22 protein-coding genes are annotated in these 19,924 nt (G+C 36.9%); 13 read left to right on the forward strand and 9 right to left on the reverse strand.

Annotation, left to right across the window (positions count from 1 at the left end):
* The 9 genes from sufD to ACZ1GR_RS10765 all read left to right on the forward strand — a co-directional run bounded on the left by sufD (window position 1) and on the right by ACZ1GR_RS10765 (window position 6,951).
* Entirely contained in the window at window positions 1-1,317 is a 1,317-nt protein-coding gene (gene sufD / locus ACZ1GR_RS10725; RefSeq protein ID WP_472608975.1) for a Fe-S cluster assembly protein SufD, read from the forward strand.
* A gap of 25 nt (window positions 1,318-1,342) precedes the next feature.
* Window positions 1,343-2,569 carry an aminotransferase class V-fold PLP-dependent enzyme gene (locus ACZ1GR_RS10730; protein WP_472608976.1) on the forward strand — a complete coding sequence of 409 codons (1,227 nt, stop codon included), beginning with the start codon at window positions 1,343-1,345 and terminating at the stop codon, window positions 2,567-2,569.
* A gap of 117 nt (window positions 2,570-2,686) precedes the next feature.
* On the forward strand, window positions 2,687-3,769 hold the full coding sequence (locus ACZ1GR_RS10735; protein WP_472608977.1) for a zinc metalloprotease: 1,083 nt from the start codon (window positions 2,687-2,689) through the stop codon (window positions 3,767-3,769).
* Between the two features lie 63 nt (window positions 3,770-3,832).
* Window positions 3,833-4,237 carry a hypothetical protein gene (locus tag ACZ1GR_RS10740; RefSeq protein WP_472608978.1) on the forward strand — a complete coding sequence of 135 codons (405 nt, stop codon included), beginning with the start codon at window positions 3,833-3,835 and terminating at the stop codon, window positions 4,235-4,237.
* Window positions 4,238-4,280: 43 nt separating this feature from the next.
* A complete protein-coding gene (locus tag ACZ1GR_RS10745; protein WP_472608979.1) occupies window positions 4,281-4,703 on the forward strand; it encodes a SufE family protein in 423 nt (140 codons plus the stop codon).
* A gap of 1 nt (window position 4,704) precedes the next feature.
* Entirely contained in the window at window positions 4,705-5,034 is a 330-nt protein-coding gene (locus ACZ1GR_RS10750; RefSeq protein WP_472608980.1) for an iron-sulfur cluster assembly protein, read from the forward strand.
* Window positions 5,035-5,055: 21 nt separating this feature from the next.
* The gene (locus ACZ1GR_RS10755; protein WP_472608981.1) at window positions 5,056-5,421 is read left to right on the forward strand and encodes a four helix bundle protein; all 366 of its coding nucleotides are present in this window, start codon (window positions 5,056-5,058) and stop codon (window positions 5,419-5,421) included.
* A gap of 20 nt (window positions 5,422-5,441) precedes the next feature.
* The gene (locus tag ACZ1GR_RS10760) at window positions 5,442-5,945 is read left to right on the forward strand and encodes a DUF2480 family protein (protein WP_472608982.1); all 504 of its coding nucleotides are present in this window, start codon (window positions 5,442-5,444) and stop codon (window positions 5,943-5,945) included.
* A gap of 67 nt (window positions 5,946-6,012) precedes the next feature.
* Window positions 6,013-6,951, forward strand: coding sequence for a DUF3078 domain-containing protein (locus ACZ1GR_RS10765; RefSeq protein ID WP_472608983.1), 939 nt, complete (start codon window positions 6,013-6,015; stop codon window positions 6,949-6,951).
* A gap of 271 nt (window positions 6,952-7,222) precedes the next feature.
* Here the strand turns inward: ACZ1GR_RS10765 and hflX are convergent, their stop codons facing one another.
* The gene (gene hflX, locus ACZ1GR_RS10770; RefSeq protein ID WP_472608984.1) at window positions 7,223-8,434 is read right to left on the reverse strand and encodes a GTPase HflX; all 1,212 of its coding nucleotides are present in this window, start codon (window positions 8,432-8,434) and stop codon (window positions 7,223-7,225) included.
* Window positions 8,435-8,520: 86 nt separating this feature from the next.
* Here hflX and ACZ1GR_RS10775 point away from each other — a divergent pair, with 86 nt between their 5' ends.
* The 3 genes from ACZ1GR_RS10775 to ACZ1GR_RS10785 all read left to right on the forward strand — a co-directional run bounded on the left by ACZ1GR_RS10775 (window position 8,521) and on the right by ACZ1GR_RS10785 (window position 12,610).
* Window positions 8,521-9,288, forward strand: a complete 768-nt coding sequence (locus ACZ1GR_RS10775; protein WP_472608985.1) for a TMEM175 family protein — start codon at window positions 8,521-8,523, stop codon at window positions 9,286-9,288.
* A 36-nt stretch (window positions 9,289-9,324) separates the two neighbouring features.
* The gene (locus tag ACZ1GR_RS10780) at window positions 9,325-10,269 is read left to right on the forward strand and encodes an endonuclease/exonuclease/phosphatase family protein (protein WP_472608986.1); all 945 of its coding nucleotides are present in this window, start codon (window positions 9,325-9,327) and stop codon (window positions 10,267-10,269) included.
* Window positions 10,270-10,411: 142 nt separating this feature from the next.
* Window positions 10,412-12,610, forward strand: a complete 2,199-nt coding sequence (locus ACZ1GR_RS10785) for a S8 family serine peptidase (RefSeq protein ID WP_472608987.1) — start codon at window positions 10,412-10,414, stop codon at window positions 12,608-12,610.
* Here ACZ1GR_RS10785 and ACZ1GR_RS10790 read toward each other — a convergent pair.
* Together ACZ1GR_RS10790 and ACZ1GR_RS10795 are read right to left on the reverse strand one after the other, a co-directional pair.
* Window positions 12,600-12,968 (reverse strand): VOC family protein, encoded by a 369-nt coding sequence (locus ACZ1GR_RS10790; RefSeq protein WP_472608988.1) that lies wholly within the window; start codon window positions 12,966-12,968, stop codon window positions 12,600-12,602. The two genes, ACZ1GR_RS10785 and ACZ1GR_RS10790, sit on opposite strands and share 11 nt — an antisense overlap.
* Window positions 12,965-13,678: a 3'-5' exonuclease gene (locus ACZ1GR_RS10795; RefSeq protein ID WP_472608989.1), complete on the reverse strand. Its 714-nt coding sequence runs from the start codon at window positions 13,676-13,678 to the stop codon at window positions 12,965-12,967. Before ACZ1GR_RS10795 ends, ACZ1GR_RS10790 begins: the two co-directional genes overlap by 4 nt.
* Window positions 13,679-13,758: 80 nt before the next feature.
* Here ACZ1GR_RS10795 and ACZ1GR_RS10800 point away from each other — a divergent pair, with 80 nt between their 5' ends.
* Window positions 13,759-14,871 carry a hypothetical protein gene (locus ACZ1GR_RS10800; protein ID WP_472608990.1) on the forward strand — a complete coding sequence of 371 codons (1,113 nt, stop codon included), beginning with the start codon at window positions 13,759-13,761 and terminating at the stop codon, window positions 14,869-14,871.
* Here ACZ1GR_RS10800 and ACZ1GR_RS10805 read toward each other — a convergent pair.
* From ACZ1GR_RS10805 to hemF, 6 genes are all read right to left on the reverse strand, one after another.
* On the reverse strand, window positions 14,868-15,338 hold the full coding sequence (locus ACZ1GR_RS10805) for a methylated-DNA--[protein]-cysteine S-methyltransferase (protein ID WP_472608991.1): 471 nt from the start codon (window positions 15,336-15,338) through the stop codon (window positions 14,868-14,870). The genes ACZ1GR_RS10800 and ACZ1GR_RS10805 overlap by 4 nt on opposite strands.
* A complete protein-coding gene (locus ACZ1GR_RS10810; RefSeq protein WP_472608992.1) occupies window positions 15,338-16,459 on the reverse strand; it encodes a CNNM domain-containing protein in 1,122 nt (373 codons plus the stop codon). The genes ACZ1GR_RS10805 and ACZ1GR_RS10810 overlap by 1 nt, the downstream gene beginning before the upstream one ends.
* 49 nt (window positions 16,460-16,508) lie before the next feature.
* A complete protein-coding gene (gene hemB / locus ACZ1GR_RS10815; protein ID WP_472608993.1) occupies window positions 16,509-17,495 on the reverse strand; it encodes a porphobilinogen synthase in 987 nt (328 codons plus the stop codon).
* A gap of 90 nt (window positions 17,496-17,585) precedes the next feature.
* The gene (locus ACZ1GR_RS10820; protein WP_472608994.1) at window positions 17,586-18,374 is read right to left on the reverse strand and encodes a PhzF family phenazine biosynthesis protein; all 789 of its coding nucleotides are present in this window, start codon (window positions 18,372-18,374) and stop codon (window positions 17,586-17,588) included.
* On the reverse strand, window positions 18,371-18,994 hold the full coding sequence (locus ACZ1GR_RS10825) for a hypothetical protein (protein WP_472608995.1): 624 nt from the start codon (window positions 18,992-18,994) through the stop codon (window positions 18,371-18,373). Before ACZ1GR_RS10825 ends, ACZ1GR_RS10820 begins: the two co-directional genes overlap by 4 nt.
* A 27-nt stretch (window positions 18,995-19,021) precedes the next feature.
* Complete coding sequence (gene hemF, locus ACZ1GR_RS10830; protein ID WP_472608996.1) at window positions 19,022-19,924, reverse strand: oxygen-dependent coproporphyrinogen oxidase; 903 nt, start codon at window positions 19,922-19,924, stop codon at window positions 19,022-19,024.

Consider the following 19,924-nt stretch of genomic DNA (forward strand, 5'->3'; position numbering starts at 1 on the left):
ATGGATTTAAAAGAGAAATTAATTTCCTCCTTTATGGCGTTCGAAAACAACGTAGACGTTGAACATCCTGTTCATGACATTCGTTCGGAAGCCATAAAGAATTTTGAGGCAAAAGGTTTTCCCACTAAAAAAGATGAAGCCTGGAAATATACATCCTTAAATAATCTTCAGAAAATAGATTTTAGCATTTTTCCAAAGCAAGAAAACGCATTGGAATACAAAGATGTAAAACGCTATTTTCTGCATGAAATAGACACCTATAAAATTGTTTTTATAGATGGTATTTACAGCTCTTTTTTATCGGAAACTACCCATGATGGTGTAGACATTTGTTTGATGAGCTCGGCATTGACCAAGCCAATGTACAAACAGGTAATAGATGTATATTTTAACAAAGTGGCTTCTAAAGATGAGTCTTTAACGACATTGAATACCGCTTTCAGCCGAGAAGGGGCATACATTTATATTCCAAAGAACAAGATGCCTAAAAAACCTGTAGAAATACTACACTTTTCTACCGGTAATGAAGCCTCTTTGCTTTTGCAGCCGAGAAATTTGGTTATTGTTGAAGAGAATGCCGAGGTGCAGATTATAGAGCGTCATCAGAGTCTTACCTCAAATGAGGTTTTAACGAATTCAGTGACAGAGCTATTTGCAGCTGAAAATGCGATTGTAGATTATTATAAAATTCAGAACGATGCAGGAACAGCTTCATTAATAGATAACACCTACATCAACCAAAAAAGTAAGAGTAATGTGAATGTGCATACTTTTTCTTTTGGAGGGAAACTCACCCGTAATAACCTAAACTTTTACCAAAATGGGGAGTATATGGACTCTACCATGAAAGGAGTTACTATTCTGGGCGAAAAGCAGCATGTAGACCATCATACCTTGGTACATCATATTCAACCGAATTGTGAAAGTCACCAAGACTATAAAGGCATCTACGGCGAGAATTCGACAGGGGTTTTTAATGGTAAGATCATCGTAGATAAGATAGCCCAAAAAACCAATGCTTTTCAGCAAAACAATAATATTTTGGTCAGTGATAAAGCTACCATCAATACAAAACCACAGTTAGAGATTTTTGCAGATGATGTAAAATGTTCGCATGGGTGTACTATTGGTCAGTTAGATGAAGACGCCTTGTTTTATTTACAATCTCGCGGAATTCCGAAAAAAGAAGCCAGGGCTTTATTAATGTACGCCTTTGCAAATAATGTATTGGAAAGCGTACGTATTCCTGAATTAAAAGGTAGAATCAACAAATTAATTGCCAAAAAGCTCGGAGTTAATCTTGGGTTTGATTTGTAAAATAAGTTCGAAGCGACGCTAACATATGCTTAAAACCTCATTGGATATTCTAAAAATAAGAAAAGATTTTCCCATTCTTAAGCGTGAGGTAAACGGAAAACCTTTGGTATATCTAGACAATGCAGCTACATCGCAAACACCACAACAGGTAATAGATGTAATTACAGAGTATTACCAAAACTATAATGCCAATATTCACCGTGGCGTTCATGCTTTATCCCAAGAAGCAACAGATAAGTACGAGCAGGCAAGAATAAAAATTCAGAGACATTTTAATGCAGCTAAAGCGCATGAGATACTATTTACTTCGGGCACTACTCATGGGATAAATATTGTAGCCAATGGGTTTTCATCTTTAATTAAAAAGGGCGATGAAATTTTGGTTTCGGCTATGGAACATCATTCCAATATTGTGCCTTGGCAAATGCTTTGTGAACGAACGGGAGCAAAGCTGAAAGTAATTCCTATGAACGAAAAAGGGGAATTGCTTATGGATGTTTACAGTGAGTTACTTACAAACCAGACCAAACTTGTTTTCTGCAATCATATTTCTAATGCTTTAGGCACTATTAATCCTATCGAAGAAATTATTGAAAAAGCACATACGGTAGGAGCTGCAGTTTTAATTGATGGAGCTCAAGCTGCCCCTCATTTAGTAGCTGATGTTCAAAAATTGGATGTTGATTTCTACACCGTTTCTGCCCATAAAGTTTGCGGCCCTACAGGAGTTGGAATGCTTTACGGCAAAGAAGAGTGGCTCAATAAATTGCCACCATACCAAGGAGGTGGTGAAATGATAGCGGAAGTAACTTTTGAAAAAACTACTTATGCAGATCTACCCCATAAATTTGAAGCAGGCACTCCTAATATTTGTGGGGGAATTGCTTTTAGTGCTGCCTTGGATTATATGAACGGTATTGGTTTTGATGCAATTGCCAGTTATGAGCAAGAGCTATTGAAATATGCTACGCAGGAGTTATTACAAATAGAAGGACTCAAAATATATGGTACCGCTAAAGAGAAGACTTCGGTAATTTCATTTAATATTGAAGGAATACACCCTTACGATATTGGCAGTATATTGGATAAATTGGGCATTGCAGTGCGCACGGGCCACCATTGCGCACAACCGATTATGGATTTTTATAAAATTCCTGGTACCGTTCGCGCGAGTTTTAGTTTCTATAACACCTTAGACGAAATCAATGTATTGGTAGAAGGCGTAAAACGTGCTAAAATGATGCTTTCGTAGTCCATAACTCCTTAACATAGTTTTTACACTTTATCGATTTTATTTAACAATTCATTGGCAAATTGTTAAATAATAGTATCTTCTGGCCCATTATTAACCATTATAACTATATATTTTATGAAAAAAGTAGTTTTTACAATGGCATTTTGTGCTGTTGTAGCTGTTTCTTGTGAAAAGGAACAATCCCCCGAAATTAATGACTTTCAAGAAGTGCAAGTCGACATGAGCGACTTTTTCGTTTACACGGACGAAACTGATGAAACTTCAACCGCAGGAAAAGGAAATGAAGGTAGAGGGTGTCACACAATGAAAGTTTTAAATCAAAAACTAAAAGAAAATCCTGGCCTTGAGAAGAAGATGTTTGATGTTGAATACCAGGTTCGAAAATTTATTGCTTCGAAAAAACCAGATGGTGTCGGCAACGGAAACGGCAACGGAGGTGGAGGCGGTGACCCTGAACCACCTGTAGATGATAATCTTGGTACAATTACCATACCTGTTATTGTTCACGTATTGTACAATAACGCCACAGAGAATATCAGTGATCAGCAAATAGCAAGTCAAATTGCAGTTTTAAATGATGACTTTAGTGCTACGAATAACGATATTAACCAAGTACCTTCTTTGTTTTCAGCTAATGTGGGTGATGTAAATATTCAGTTTACCTTGGATAGGGTAATTCGCAAATCGACTACTAGAACTTCATTTGGCACCAATGATGCGATTAAGTTCGATGCCCAAGGCGGTTCAGATGTAGTAACACCAAGCACGCATTTAAATATGTGGGTAGGTGATATTGGTGGTGGAATTTTGGGCTATGCACAATTTCCTGGAGGTAATGCTGCTACCGATGGCGTTGTAGTTGGCACGGCATTCTTTGGAACTATAGAAACTGCAACAGCACCTTTTGATAAAGGTAGAACAATGACCCATGAAGTAGGTCACTGGTTAAACCTTAGACATATATGGGGAGATGGTAGATGTAAAAGAGACGATTTCGTTGCAGATACACCATCTTCAGATAGTCCAAACTACGGTTGTCCTAGTTTTCCAACAACAAAATGTAGAACAACGGATATGACTATGAACTATATGGATTACGTTGATGATAGATGTATGTATATGTTTACCAATGGTCAATCGGAAAGAATGCGAGCCTTGTTTGCCGCAGGCGGAGCAAGAGAAAGTATTTTACCATAATTAGATACATTTAAGTAGTAAAAAGGCATCCATTTGGATGCCTTTTTTGTAGCTTTAAATTCTATGAAAACACTTATCGGTTCCTTATTATTTATGCTGAGTCTTAGCAATTGTCAAGAAAGGGATTTTGAATTCGACTACGTTGCCCAAACAAGAGGGTTTTATCTGGCCATTTCAATAGGGAATAATGTCTTATCTGTAGTTGAACAGCGGGGTGGTAAAGAAAGAGAACTTAATCTTTCGGAAGTACAACAAAATGAACTAACCGCTATTTTCAATAAGATTGATTTTGAAAATGTTGTTCTTTCAAATGAATCAAAAAGTTCTTATGATGCCGCACCTATGGCAACAGCGAGTTTTGTAGTTGAAGAAAGTCAATATGATTATGACTTTGATCATGGGTATCCTCCTAAAGAATTAGAAGCTTTTATATCTAAAATCTTAACACTTTCTCAAATAGTTGAGTAAGGCGTTCATATGTATTAATTTTGCAAGCAAAAGATAGATGAAAATGAGCATTCAGACCATTCAAGAAGAAATAGTTGATGAGTTTTCAATGTTTGAAGACTGGATGCAGCGCTATGAGTATATGATAGATTTGGGCAAGTCACTACCTTTAATAGATGGGCGATATAAGACCGATGATAATATTATCAAAGGCTGTCAAAGTAAAGTATGGGTGCATGCAGAATTGGAAGATGACAAACTCGTTTTCACTGCTGATAGTGATGCGATAATTACAAAAGGTATTATTGCGATTCTTATCAGAGCTTTTAGCAATCAAAAACCACAAGATATTATAGATGCAAATACCGATTTTATAGACGAGATTGGTTTAAAGGAACATTTATCCCCCACAAGAGCAAACGGTTTGGTAAGTATGATAAAACAATTGAAGTTATATGCAATTGCCTACCAAACACAATTGAATTAAAATGAGTGAAGAAACTACAATAGATACTACCGAATTAGGCGAAAAGATAGTTAGGGTTTTAAAAACAATTTATGATCCAGAGATACCGGTTGATATATATGAACTGGGCCTGATTTATGACGTTTTTATCAACGAAGATTATGATGCCAAAATTCTAATGACGCTTACCTCGCCTAACTGCCCTGTTGCAGAATCTTTACCTGTTGAAATAGAGGAAAAGGTAAAGTCTTTAGACGAACTTAAAGATGTTGAGGTAGAAATAACATTTGATCCGCCATGGACCCAAGAATTAATGAGTGAAGAGGCTAAATTAGAGTTGGGGTTATTATAGAGTCAAGGTTTCAGAATCAAGATGTCAGAAAAAGGCTTTGAACAGATTATTTCTTGGAAGAAAGCAAGAGCTCTGAATAAACAGATTTATGATTTAACTAAGAAGCCTAGTTTTTCAAAAGATTTTGGTTTAAGAGATCAGATAAGAAGGGCATCTATTTCTATTTCCTCAAATATTGCCGAAGGTTATGGGAGAAAAACTGATAAAGAGTTTATATACTTTCTTAATGTCGCACAAGCTTCTTGTTATGAAGTGAAATCGCAATTGTATCTAGCTTTGGATATTGATTATATTTCTAATAAAGAGTTTGAAGATTCATTTTTAATTTGTGATGAAATTTCTAAGACCATTTTTGGCCTGATCAAACATCTTGAAAATAAAAACTGATTTCTTAAATCCGAATACTTATGTCTGATATAATAAATAGAGTAGCCCAAAGCAAACTAGTCACCTTTGATTTAGAAGAGCTATATCCAGAAGGGAAACGTGTTCTATTTGATATCAAAGATTGGTTGTACGAGGAACTGATTCTTCGTGAAAAAGAATTTAGGGCTTTCGTCGAAGAGCATAATTGGACGCAGTACCAAGGCGACCATATTGCACTTACTTGTTCAAGCGATGCTATTATTCCCGGATGGGCCTATATGCTTATAACTTCTAAATTGGGGCCGTATGCCAAGAACATAGTTGTGGGCGATTTAGAACATTTAGAATCTTCAATTTATCAAACTATTCTCAAAAATTTAGATCTTGCCACGTTTAAAGACAAACCCGTTATCATTAAGGGATGTTCCAATAAACCTGTACCTCAAAATGCCTATATTTTGGCAACTGCCAAAATACAAACTGTAGCCAAAAGTGTTATGTATGGCGAAGCCTGCTCTTCGGTACCCCTTTTTAAGAGAAAGTAGAGCTTATATCTAAAAAGATTGTGACAATTCTTACTTTTGCGTTTCTAATGAACAAAACACTTACATTATGAAAAAAACAATTTTGGCCATAGCTATGGTTTTTACAGTTGCATTAATAAATGCACAGACAAAAGAAGAGCTAGAGGCTCAGATTGCTTCCAAGAAAGATTCAATAGCGGCTTTAACAGGGCCGATACAAGGTCGTGTAGATGCACTTCAAGCCCAAATCGATGGTATGCCCGGATGGCGAAAAGGTGCTTTCGGAACTATTGGGGGCAGCTTGTCCAACTTTAACAACTGGTTTGCTCAAGGAACACCAAACAACAGTTCTGGTAATATAGGTATTACAGGTAACGCTTTTGCGAACTTAAAGCAAGAGAAGTTTTTCTGGAATAACTCATTAAACCTTAATCTAGGTTGGGTAAAATTAGACAACAAAGACATCGATACGGATTCTGAAGATTTTGAAGCACTTACAGATGTTTTTCAATTGACGTCCTTATATGGTAGAAATATCAGTAAAACATTTGCTGTTTCTGCTTTGGGAGAGTATCGAACAACTTTATTGAACAATTTTAATGATCCAGGGTATTTAGATTTAGGTATCGGTGGTACTTGGACGCCAATAGAAAATCTAATAGTTGTAGTTCACCCTTTAAACTACAACTTTGTGTTTGCTGACAACGATGCGGTTTTTAATTCATCTTTAGGTGCTAAAATTGTTGCAGACTACACACGCAAAATCGGTGCTATAGGTTTTAAATCTAACCTATCTGCTTTTGCAAGTTATGAGAGCAGTAATCTAAGCAACTGGACTTGGACAAATAATTTCTCATACACGCTTTGGAAAGGAATAGGCGTAGGTTTTGATTTTGGATTACGTAATAACAAACAAGAAGCATTAAACTTTGCGCTTGCCCAAGATCCTGCAACCGCTACTTCTTTTGATGATTTGGATAACCAGCTACAATCTTTTTACACTGTTGGTTTAAGTTATTCTTTCTAAGGAGAAAAGGAAGAAAATACATATATCAAAAAAGCCTCAACATTTGTTGAGGCTTTTTTATTTAAGTAGGTATAAAATTGGGGCATTAAATTCTTTTAATGGTCAAATTAAGAGTGAAAGATTTGGGAACAACACTAATAATTCAACACTCCAAATCTACGCTCAAGCATATCGAATTAAAAATATATGTTGTCAATTAGGTCTAAAACGTGGTCTTGAAAATGAAAGGTTAGGTTTGATCGATGAACCGCATCGACGAACGGTAATCGGCTTAAAACTCATCGAGATTTTCTGGGTATAAAAAGTTATTGTAAGGGAAACGGGTAACATGAATTTCTCTTACTTCGTCATAAACCCTTTTTCGAAATGAATCTAAATTTTCTTTGTTCAAGGCTGAAATAAAAAGTGCTCTATCTCCAATTTTACTGTACCAAGTTTTTTTCCACTCTTCCAAAGTAAAATGTATGCTGGTCTTCTCGGTTACCAAATCATCTTCTTCAATAATTTCAGGAGCATATTGATCTATTTTATTGAACACCATAATGGTTTTCTTATCCGCACTTTTTATTTCATCAAGAATTTTATGTACAGAATCAATATGTTCTTCAAAATTAGGGTGCGAAATATCAACAACATGCAATAATAAATCGGCTTCTCTTACCTCATCTAATGTACTTTTAAAACTTTCTACCAATTGCGTAGGCAGCTTTCTTATAAAACCAACAGTGTCGCTTAGTAAAAATGGCAAATTACCGATAACTACTTTCCGTACGGTAGTATCTAAGGTTGCGAATAGTTTATTCTCGGCAAAGACATCACTTTTACTAACAACATTCATTAAAGTAGACTTGCCAACATTGGTATATCCGATTAAGGCAACTCTTACGAGTGCTCCTCTATTGCCGCGTTGCGTTTCCATTTGACGGTCAATCTTGCCTAGTTTCTTCTTAAGTAAAGAAATTCGGTCGCGTACAATACGTCTATCGGTTTCAATCTCTGTTTCTCCGGGTCCACGCATACCAATACCCCCTTTTTGACGCTCCAAGTGTGTCCAGAGTCCGGTTAAGCGTGGCAGCAAATACTGATATTGTGCCAATTCTACCTGCGTGCGTGCATAACTAGTCTGGGCCCTTTGTGCAAAAATGTCTAAAATAAGGCTGGTGCGATCTATAATTTTACAGCGTAAAAGTTTTTCGATATTCCGCTGTTGTGCCGGGCTCAACTCATCATCAAAAATAACAGATCCAATATCGTTTGCTTTTACATAGGTCTGCACTTCTTCCATCTTACCGCTACCGATTAAGGTTTTTGGATTAGGTATATCCATACGTTGTACAAAGCGCTTGGTCACCTCTCCACCAGCAGTGTAGGTCAAGAACTCTAACTCATCTAAATACTCGGTTACCTTTTCTTCGTTTTGAGATTTGTTTATAATTCCGATCAAAACCGCTTTTTCGTACTCTATGGATTTCTTCTCTAGCATAAATCAAGTAAAGTGCAAAGCTAAACAATGTTTGTAATAGCTTTTTCGTATTTTCCAGTTCTTACCAGGTAAAAGCTAAAAATATTATGGCTAAGAAGTTTTTTGTAGAAAGAGAGAAAATTTCAAGTGATGGGTTTCGATATAGAGGCTTAAGTAGTTCTAGGTTAGAAAACCTGACGGATGCAGTTTTTGGTTTTTCCATCACGCTATTGGTAATTTCTTCTCAGGTACCAACTACCTATATTGAATTACAAGCCTCTATGTATAGCTTTATAGGTTTTATTTTCTGTACAATGCTATTATTAGGTTTATGGAACAACCACAGTAATTTTTTCTTGTATTATGGATTACATGATAAAACCACAAAGGCACTCAATGCACTATTCATTTTTATGCTGCTGTTTTACATATACCCTTTAAAATATCTCTTCTCATATATTGGCACGGCAATTTATGCCACCCTAAAAAGAAATTTAGGCGATAATTCCGAGGCGTTAAAAGTTGCATGGAGAGATTTAGCCGCTGCCGATTTAAATGTATTACAATGGAAAGATCTTATAATACGTTTTGGATTAGGTTTATTGCTAATTTATCTTATTCTAGTTTTAATGCATTTAAATGCCAATAAAAAGGCTGATGAACTTGAGCTTAGTAACAAGGAAAGATATATCACCAAAACTTTTATTCATGAATATTTATTGCTAATGTCGGTTTGTGTGTTATCAATTTTAATAGTACTTTTTTTTGGCGGCAGGGCAGCGGGTTATGCTGGTGGCGCCTATACACTTATACCTATTTTACTTCCACTTTATCATAGATATCGAATACGGAAAATGAAAAAATTAGAATTGTAATCGACAAGGGACTTGTAGATTCAAATTAGAAATAGAATGAAAGATAGCTATACCATTGCCTTTTATAACCTTGAGAACTTTTTTGATACGGTCAATGATAATGGAACCCTAGATGATGATTTTACACCTGACGGATTTAAACGATGGGATGACCGAAAATTTGGTATTAAGGCGAAGAAGATTGCGAAAACAATTGCTCAAATAGGTACGGACGACTCCGATACACCACCAATATTGATAGGTATAGCGGAAGTTGAAAATAACGATGTGATCGCAACCCTCCTTAAAACCGGTAAGTTAAAGGGTATGAACTATGATTTTGTTCATTTTGACTCTCCGGATGAACGCGGTATTGATACCGCTTTAATTTATCATAAAGACCACTTTAAGGTCTTAGGATCAGAGACTATTCCCTTATTGATTACAAACGAAAATGATTTAAGAGATTTCACAAGAGATATATTATATGTTAAGGGTCAATTACATGAAGAGGTAGTACATGTGTTTGTTAATCATTGGCCGTCTAGAAGAGATGGGGCGGATTTAACTTCGTATAAAAGGGTGGCCGCCGCAAATACCATTTTAAGAAGGCTAGATGAGTTATCTGCCACTACAGACATAACAAACGTTATCGTTATGGGCGATTTTAATGACGACCCGAATTCCGATAGTATTAAAACGCTAATGGAATCTGATCGATTTATTAATCCTATGCAGCAATTGCTCTCACCTGCAAGTGGTAGCGCAAATTATAAAGGTGAATGGAGCCTTTTTGATCAAATCTTGATTTCACATAGCTTTCTGAACTATGAAAAAGGAACCCATAGTTTTAAAAAAGCGGAGATATATGCCCCTAAATTTTTAAAAGAATGGAAAGGGAAGTATAAAGGAAACCCTTTTAGAACGTTTGCCGGTAAAAAGTATTTGGGAGGATATAGTGATCACTTTCCGGTCTATATCATTCTGAAAAACAATTTGTAGGAATTTTCACCACAAAATTTTTATAGTTCACAACACATGAACTATAAAAACTATGTATTTCATCGAATTAATGATGATTTTTATCGATAAAGCTCTTACTTGAAAATATATTTGTAGTCCAATTCTTACTTAACCTACAGTTATGGACTATTTCAAATTTGTTGCCAAAACAAAAAATCTACTACCCCTTACAGTAGCGATTTTAAGCTTTTCTACACTTTTCGCACAATCTAAGAACCAGAGAGATGCCATCACTGCCAATTATGATAAAGAGAAACTTTCTACTTTGCTTTCAAGTTTTGAGAGTGAATTCAAATCATCTTTGAATCAAATGACCAAAATGTCAAAGTCACAAAACTTTGATTTCATGACAAAATCAGATGACGGAACAATTACCGAGTTAACAGAGTTTGGCACCGATGGTTCCCCTTTATTTTATACTACTTTTAATATGCCAAGTGGCAAAGTCTCTAGAGCAAACTCCTTACACAAAGGCGGAGCTTTAGATTTAGACCTTAACGGTTTGGATATGCAGGTTGGTGTTTGGGATGCCGGTGTAGCCTTAACAACACATCAAGAATTTGACGGAAGGGTAATCAATTCAGATTCAAATGGTGGTGAACTGGGCGCACATGCCACGATGGTAACCGGTACAATGGTTTCATCGGGAGTAAAGCAAAACGCAAAGGGCGTAGCTTATAGAGCTACGGCATTAACGCACGATTGGACTAGGGATAAGATCGAGGTAACCGAAGCAGCTGCCAATGGATTGTTATTGTCAAACCATTCTTATGGTATTAACACAAGCAGAGTTGCAGATTGGTATTTTGGATCATACATAAAAGTATCTCAAGATTGGGACAAGATAATGTATAACGCGCCTTACTATTTAATGGTAGTCGCAGCTGGAAACTCGCAGACCAAACAAGATAACAGCGCCCCGATTTATGGAAGATCTCAAGATGGCTTTGATTTATTGTTAGGTTTCACTACCTCAAAAAACGGATTGGTTGTGGCCGGTGCAGATGTGAGAATAGATGGTGAAGGAGATTTAAAAGACGCCTCCGTTTCTGGTTATAGTAGTTTTGGCCCTATTGATGATGGCCGTATTAAGCCAGATTTGGCCGGTGACGGTACATCTATATATTCAACCTACTCTCATAATAATCAGAGCTATAATAGTTCTATGGGCACTTCGATGGCAGCACCTGGTGTTACCGCATCTTTATTGTTACTTCAAGAATACTACGGCGAATTAAATGGCGGATATATGAAGGCAGCAACGCTCAAAGGGCTTGCTTTACATACCGCTGACGACGTTCAAGAAGCGGGGCCAGATTATAAGATGGGCTGGGGTATATTAAATACTAAAAAAGCAGCCGAGGTTTTAACTAATAATGAATATACTACCATAGTATCAGAAGAACGTTTAGAGCACGGGCAATCATATTCAATTACGGTAAGGGCCAACGAGACAGAGCCGTTAAAAGCCTCTATTTCTTGGACCGACCCTGAAGGCCAGTTCATCAACCATGGTGATTTAAATAACCCAACGGCAGCATTGATAAACGACCTGGATATTAGAATCACAAAAGACGGGAAGACGTATTTTCCTTGGAAAATGAATGCGGCGGATGCAAACGCAAATGCAGTTAAAGGAAACAACATTGTTGATCCTTTTGAAAGGGTAGATATTTTAGATGCAAAAGGAGAATATACCATAACCATAACACATAAAGGAACACTTACAAATGCAGCACAAGATTTTTCGCTTATAGTTTCCGGTATAGCTTTGACTCAATGTGAATTGAAGGCCCCAAAAAATATTGAGCTGGATAAGGCGGATGAAAATAGCACATCATGGTCATGGGGCGCCGTTGAAGAAACCTTATATGAAGTTCAGTTTAAAGAAGAAAATAACTCAAATTGGAATACGGAGCTTACATGGGATAGTACGATGCATATTTCAGGATTGGAAGAAGGTAAAACATATCAAGTTCGTTTACGTTCGGTATGTTCTGCCAATTTAAGCTCTGAATTTAGTGAGACAATAGAATTTGTATTCAACGGAGTAACAACAAAATTAGCAGAAGAAGCGGTGCCAATTTTTACCGATGAGCTTGCTATCACTGTATATCCGAACCCGGCTATTTCTCAAATTAATATTGATGCAGAAACCTCATCAGATGCTGTTTATATGATTTCAACATCTTCTGGTAATACCATAAAGAGAGGCAAGGCCAACGAGCAAATCAATGTTTCGAATTTAAAATCCGGACTTTATATTCTTACTGTGCAGGATTATTCAGGTATAAAGAGCACTAAATTTTTTAAGAGCTAATTCCCTCTACAATAAAAATGGCATTTTTATTTAAATCATAGAATCCAAATTCATGGGTCCCCCAGGGGGTATTCAAATGAAGCTTATCTTCATTTACAGTACCTCTTCCTATGAATTCTTTAAAAATAGGCTGAATATTCTTTACAAATATTTTAATCACAGAACCCCCTATTAGTGGGTCATCTTTAGTATCTGCATGCCACTGCAAATGAATAGAAAGCCCTTCGCGCTTTAAACAGGCATACATCTCATCTTCAAAAAGAACTTCAAAACCGGTATGTTTTTTATACCAAGCGATGTCTCTTTTAATGTCTTGAGACGGCAATACGGGGATAATTTTATCAAGTTCGGTGTTCATACTTTTTTCACTTGCTCTTCTTCAAGAAGCTCATCTCCGCGCAGGCGCAGAAAAACTTGGGCAGTAGTAACCACATCCAACTCGCAATAGGTAACTATACGGTCTAGGTCATTTTCGGCGTAGTATACATCTCGAACCATACTACCATCCATATCATCCTTGGGTGAAGGAATACCAAGAACATTGGCCATTAATTTTAAAGATGTGAAGTGTTTATAGTCACCAAACTTCCATAATTCCATAGTGTCTAAATGCGGAATTTCCCAGGGTTTTTTTCCGAATAAATCCAGCTTATAAGGAAGTCGAATTCCGTTTATTAGCATTCTTCTGGCAATGTAAGGAAAGTCGAATTCCTTTCCGTTATGACCACAGAGCAGATGTTTTGCTTGGTTAAAATGTACTTGAAGTAGGTTTTTAAAGTCTTTTAATAGTTTTGCCTCATCTCCATAAAAAGAGGTCACCCTAAAATTTTTATCGTTTCCTTTATCGATAAAATAACCTGCCGAGATACAGATGATTTTACCGAATTCTGCCCAAATTCCTGCTCTATCGTAAAACTCTTCTGGTGTAAACTCGTCTTTTCGTTGGTATTTCGATTTTTGTTCCCATAGCAACTGTTTTTCTTCCGACAGTTCTTCAAAAGTTGCATTCTCTGGAACGGTTTCGATATCAAGAAATAGAATGTTCTCTAAATTTATTTTGTAAAACATAGGTTTAAAATAGTAAAATGAGCTGAATTAGAAATTTATGCGTCCATTTAATTGTATATTGAAAGCTCAAATTTCTTGCTATGAAATTGAAAGTGTTTTTTCTATTAGTGACGATTATATTGATGATCGGATGCTCGAAAGATGAAAATTTTGTTGAAGAACCGGTAAGCGAATCAGTTAACTTTACAGTTATTGGTCAGAATGCAGAAAATCTTTTTGAGTATCGTTATGATTCAGGTTCCGCACCTTTGGATGTTGTTAATTTATCCTCTGAATTAGGTATAGAAGGAAACTTTTTGACTTTAAGACAGGTAGAAAACACAATGTCATATTATTCTTTTTCAGGGGGAGATTTTTCACTCGCCTTTAAAGATATGAATACAGGCAAAGTTGATTTGTTCCCTAGATTTTTTACCAATTCCATAGAAAATTCCATTGTTTGGGGAACAAACAGCAAAGAAACCATTCATTTAGGTTTTTACAATCCGTCTGGCTCGACAAATGTAGGATTAAAAAATATCGATATACCGAGTTTTGAAAGCACTGACTTACAGATAGATTTTAATGTAGAAAACCTATACCAGCCCTTGTACTATGATAGAAAATTATTTATCACCTACAAAGATGTTAGTGATCAATATAAAGTACAGGTATACAATCTAGACACTAAAAACTTTTTGGCCTCGCTAAACTTCGGCGAATTTTCACCAAGTCTTTTGATCAATGAAGAGAAAAACCTAGCGGTTATCAAGAGCCGTTTGGGCATTGATGCACAATTAGAAATATATGATTTTGACACCTTATCACTTATAGAATCGACACCGATTCAACTTGAACGTTTTTTTAGTCCTGGTGAGCTCGATGTAGATTTAGTGGAGGGAAAACTTTATTATTCCTTTCTATATGCACAACCTTCAACAGTAAATTTTGGTCCGGCGATTTATGATATTGACAGAAATGAAGAAGAAAGAATAGATATGAGGTCAATTCTTGAGCAAGCAGAGGCGGTAGCACAAAAACAATTTATTTTAACCGTACAGGGATATAGTAAAGTAAAAAAGCAGTTTTACGTAGGCTATATTTCTGATGGTGGGCAGTTGAACGACGGTGGAGTTTTAGTAATTTTTGAAGGTGGAGAACTTATAGAAAATGTTTCGGTGCCTTTTGCACCAATTTATTTTTTAAAGGATTAAAATAGACTTTGCTGCTTGGCCGGACTTTCATGTTCCAACAACCATTTTTTGCGATGAAGCCCGCCTGCATACCCGGTTAAATCTCCATTACTTCCAATAACACGATGGCAGGGCACCACTATCCATAATGGGTTTTTGCCGTTGGCCGCGGCTACGGCTCGAATGGCTTTTACATCACCTAAGGTCTTTGAAAGTTCTAGGTAAGAAACTGTTTTTCCATAGGGAATTCTAACAAGTGCGTCCCAAACTCTTTTTTGAAAATCGGTACCTTCAGGGTTTAGTTTTAGGTCAAAAACAGTCCGTTTGCCATCAAAGTATTCTGAAAACTGATACACGGCATCTTCCAATACTTCTGGTATGATCTCATTGGGGCTATCTCCATCAAAAACGGTTATTGATGCCAATCCTTTTTCATCACCTCTGAGCTCTGCATAACCTATAGGAGTTTGTAGATAGGCCGTCTCCATTACTCCACTTCGTTTGAACCTTCAATAATACCCAAACGTTTTGCCCTTGCTTCCCAGTTTTTTCTGGCCAGAACCTGTAAATCTTCTACATTATCGCTCTCATCCATAATTTCAAGACCTAGTAGGGTCTCAATAACATCTTCCATAGTAACGATACCACTTACCGAACCGTACTCATCTACAACCAAAGAAATATGCTCTTTCTTCTCTACAAATTTTTCGAACAATTCAGGGATTGGTTTATCCCGATTGGTAATCAAAATTTCTCTTTTTATAGTTCCAAGCGTTTTATTTCCACTTTTATTGATGATGGCTTCCAACAACTCATCTTTCAGGAAAAATCCGGTGATATTATCTGCACGATCTTTAAAAACTGGTATTCTCGAAAAACGAAATGGGCGGTTATTGTCAAAAAAATCTTGAATAGTGGTGTCTTCCGAGGCAATTTTCATTACTGTTCTTGGGGTCATGATATCCTTTGCCTGAATTTCATTAAAGGTCAAAAGATTTCTAATAACGGTCGATTCCGATTCTTGAAAAACACCTTCTTCTTCTGCAATATCTGTCATTGCCGTAAAATCTTCCTTGCTAAAAACACTTCCATGATGTCCTTTGCCCCCAACTAATTTGGTGAAAAGCTGCAGGACCCAAAGTAAGCCGGTCCATTTCATAAAAAAGACCATTGCCTTTAGGGCCTTAGAGGTGAAATTGGCGAGCTGTTTCCAATAGGTTGCCCCGATGGTTTTTGGTATAATTTCCGAAGCGACTAAAATTAGAATGGTCATTATCGTAGAAACGACACCCACCATTAGATCTTCGGTAAACTCGATTCCAAAAACAGATCTTGTTGTGCTTCCATAGAGTTCGGTATAGGCTACTTTAGCCTGCACACCAACTAGAATAGCACCAACAGTGTGGGCAATGGTGTTTAGCGTAAGAATAGCGATCAAAGGCTTGTCGACATCTTTTTTCATCTCTTCCAAGGCTTCGGCATAAGCTTTGCCTTCTTGCTTTTTTACATTTAAAAAAGTTGGTGTAATGCTCAGAAGAACAGCCTCAAGAATGGAGCATAGAAAAGAAAAGAAAATAGAAATAAAAGCGTAAAAAACGAGGAGACCCATAAGTTAGTTGTATTCAATTTAAAAGTAGTCAAATTTTAAAGAAATCTTGCTACATTAATTTGACGACATCTTTTGCAAAGTAACTGGCAATAATATTAGCACCAGCCCTTTTGATGGCAATTAGTTGTTCCATCATCACGGAATCATGGTCTAACCACCCTTTCTCGGCTGCTGCTTTGACCATGGCATATTCACCTGAGACTTGATAAACTGCTACTGGTACATCAACTTCATTTTTTATTTCACGTACGATATCCAAATAACAAAGCCCTGGTTTTACCATAACAATATCGGCACCTTCATCAATGTCTTGTTGCGTTTCTTTTATAGCTTCAAACCGATTTGCGGAATCCATTTGATAGGTTTTCTTGTCCTTAGGAACGTTTTTAATATCTACTGGTGCTGAATCTAAAGCATCCCTAAATGGACCGTAAAAAGCACTGGCATATTTAGCGGAGTAGCTCATAATTCCGGTATCTTGAAAGCCCTCATCTTCGAGCGCTTCACGAATGGTAAGTATACGACCGTCCATCATATCACTGGGTGCTACAAAGTCTGCCCCAGCTGATGCATGGGAAACACTCATCTCGGCCAGTATTTCACAGGTCTCGTCATTTAATATTTGTCCTTCTGCCACAATACCGTCATGCCCGTAAGAAGAAAAGGGATCTAGCGCAACATCGGTCATGACCAACATTTCAGGGCAGGTATTCTTTACCGCTTTAATGGCGCGTTGCATCAAACCATCAGGATTCAAGGCTTCAGTACCTTTATTATCCTTTAGCGTATCATCTACTTTTACAAAAAGTAAAACAGCACAAAGCCCCATTTGCCATAGTTCTTTAACTTCTTTTTCAAGAACATCAAGGCTCATGCGATAGTAATTGGGCATTGAAGGGATTTCATCTTTCACATTTTTTCCTTCCACAATGAAAAGAGGAACTAAAAAGTCGCTGGGAGTGATAATGGTCTCTCGAACCAAATGACGAATTGCTTCTGAAGTCCGTAATCTTCTATTTCTAATAAGTGGGTACATTTCTTTAGTTTTTAGTTCTAAGTTTTAAGTGAAAAACTTAAAGCTTTAAAGTGATTCTTATTTCTTTATCTTACGTCTTTTAGCTTATAGCTATATATTAATTTCCCCAACTAAATAAGGAACCGCCTTCCCAGCAATTTTAACGCGTTCTCCTAAATACTCGCAAACCAAATCTCCACCTCTTTTAGAAAGTTGTTTAGCCGTCATTTCTGTTTTTCCGAAAACTTTTGACCAGTAAGGGGTCATGGTTGTGTGTGCAGAACCTGTTACGGGGTCTTCTGGCACGCCACATTGTGGGGCAAAAAACCGGGACACGAAGTCCACTTTATCACCAGGAGCCGAAACAATGACTCCACGGCAATCTAATTTGTTCAATAATGTGAAATCTGGTTCAATTTCTTCAATTTCTTGCTGCGAATTGTATATCAAAAGGTAGTCGGTCTTGCCTTTTATGGTTCGTTCAGGTGTTAAACCTATAGATTTATTAATCTCTGTATTACCTTGAATAGCAACTATTTTGTCCGATGGAAAATCCATAACCATATAATTATCATTCGCTTTTTGCACAAGTAGCTCACCACTACGATGAGAATAAAAACGAATGGTATTTTCTAAATGGCCATGATAGTTATAAAGTACATATGCCGAAGCTAAAGTGGCATGTCCGCATAAATTAACTTCAGTTTCTGGAGTAAACCAGCGCAGTTCATATGTTGCATTTCTTTGTACAATAAACGCGGTCTCAGCTAAATTATTCTCTTGAGCAATGGCTTGCATCATTTTAGCATCTAACCATTCATCTAAAATGCAAACGGCGGCAGGGTTACCACCAAAAACATAATCGGTAAAAGCATCTATTTGGTAAATTTTTAATTTCATTGGTTGATTAATGATGTTATTTTTCGCTCATTATTGGTACCTGTGAATACAATGATATCTTCTTCATACGTGGCATCACTTAGAGAAGTAATAAAGTCTAAAATTGCTGCTTTATGGTCGTTTGCAGCTATCGAATCGAAACTAATTTTATCTTTTTTGACAAGAACATGCCCCTTAAAATCATTTAAAAGATTGCTTTTTGCGGCATACTCCATGGCCGCGTCCGTATATCCAAAGAAATGTATCGTAGAATCATTAACCATATTTCCTAAAAAGAGCGATATGTTTTTGCCTGTATCCCAAGAAGTGACTTGAAAAACAAAATTGCCGTTTTCCATTTTTTTCCTCCTTAAATAGATAGGTTCGGCTTTTTTTGAAGTGTTGCCGTAAGAGGTAACTATCCATAATTTTTTCTGGTCACCTTTCTTGGCTGCTTTTACCACGAATACTTCATCCTTTTTAAGTGTTTTACCAGTTTTAGGATACCAGTACTTGTAGCTTATGTTATGCAAAGGGGTATTGTGGTCGGTTAGCACGAAATCATCGGCGGTAATTTCATTACAAGCGTAAAAGAGAACAATGGGCAATAGAAGACCTAGAATATGAACTGCTTTTTTCATCTTTTAATTTTTCTTAAAATTACAGGTTTAAACCCATTCTTTGGGTTCTTTTAATACCGCAACCAACTTTTCTTCTTCACTGCCTTTCTGGGGGTGATGGTCGTATTTCCATTGCACATGGGGCGGAAGACTCATTAAAATACTCTCTATACGGCCATTGGTCTTTAATCCAAATAGGGTGCCTTTATCGTGAACCAAATTAAATTCTACGTAACGCCCGCGCCTAATTTCCTGCCAATTACGCTGAGATTCCTTGTATACTAGCGATTTACGTTTTGTAACAATTGGTATATAACTACTTAAAAAGCTGTTGCCGACCTCTGTCACAAAATTATACCACCCTTCAATGTCCATTTCTTTATTTGGTTTGCAATAGTCAAAAAATAAACCGCCGATGCCTCTAGCCTCATTGCGGTGCGCATTCCAAAAATAAGCATCACAGCGTTTTTTATACTTGTTGTAAAATTCGGTATTATGCTTATCGCAGGCTTCTTTACAAATAGTATGAAAGTGAATGGCATCTTCTTCAAAAAGATAGTAAGGGGTAAGGTCTTGCCCGCCACCGAACCATTGATCGACCAACTTACCCGATTTATCATACATTTCAAAATAGCGCCAATTTGCATGAACTGTGGGTACCATTGGATTTTTGGGATGCAAAACTAGACTTAAACCACAAGCAAAAAAGTCGGCATCTTTTACCCCAAAATAATTCTGCATGCTTTCAGGTAAGGCACCATGTACTGCAGAGATGTTTACGCCTCCTTTTTCAAAAACGGCACCATTTTCAATAACACGTGTTCTTCCGCCACCACCTTCCGGTCTCTTCCAAATATCTTCTTGAAACTTGGCAGTACCGTCAATTTCTTCAAGCTTAGAAGTAATGGTGTTCTGAAGTTGTTGTATGTAATTATAAAATTTATCCTTCAT

This window comes from Croceitalea sp. W27 (assembly GCF_055693185.1).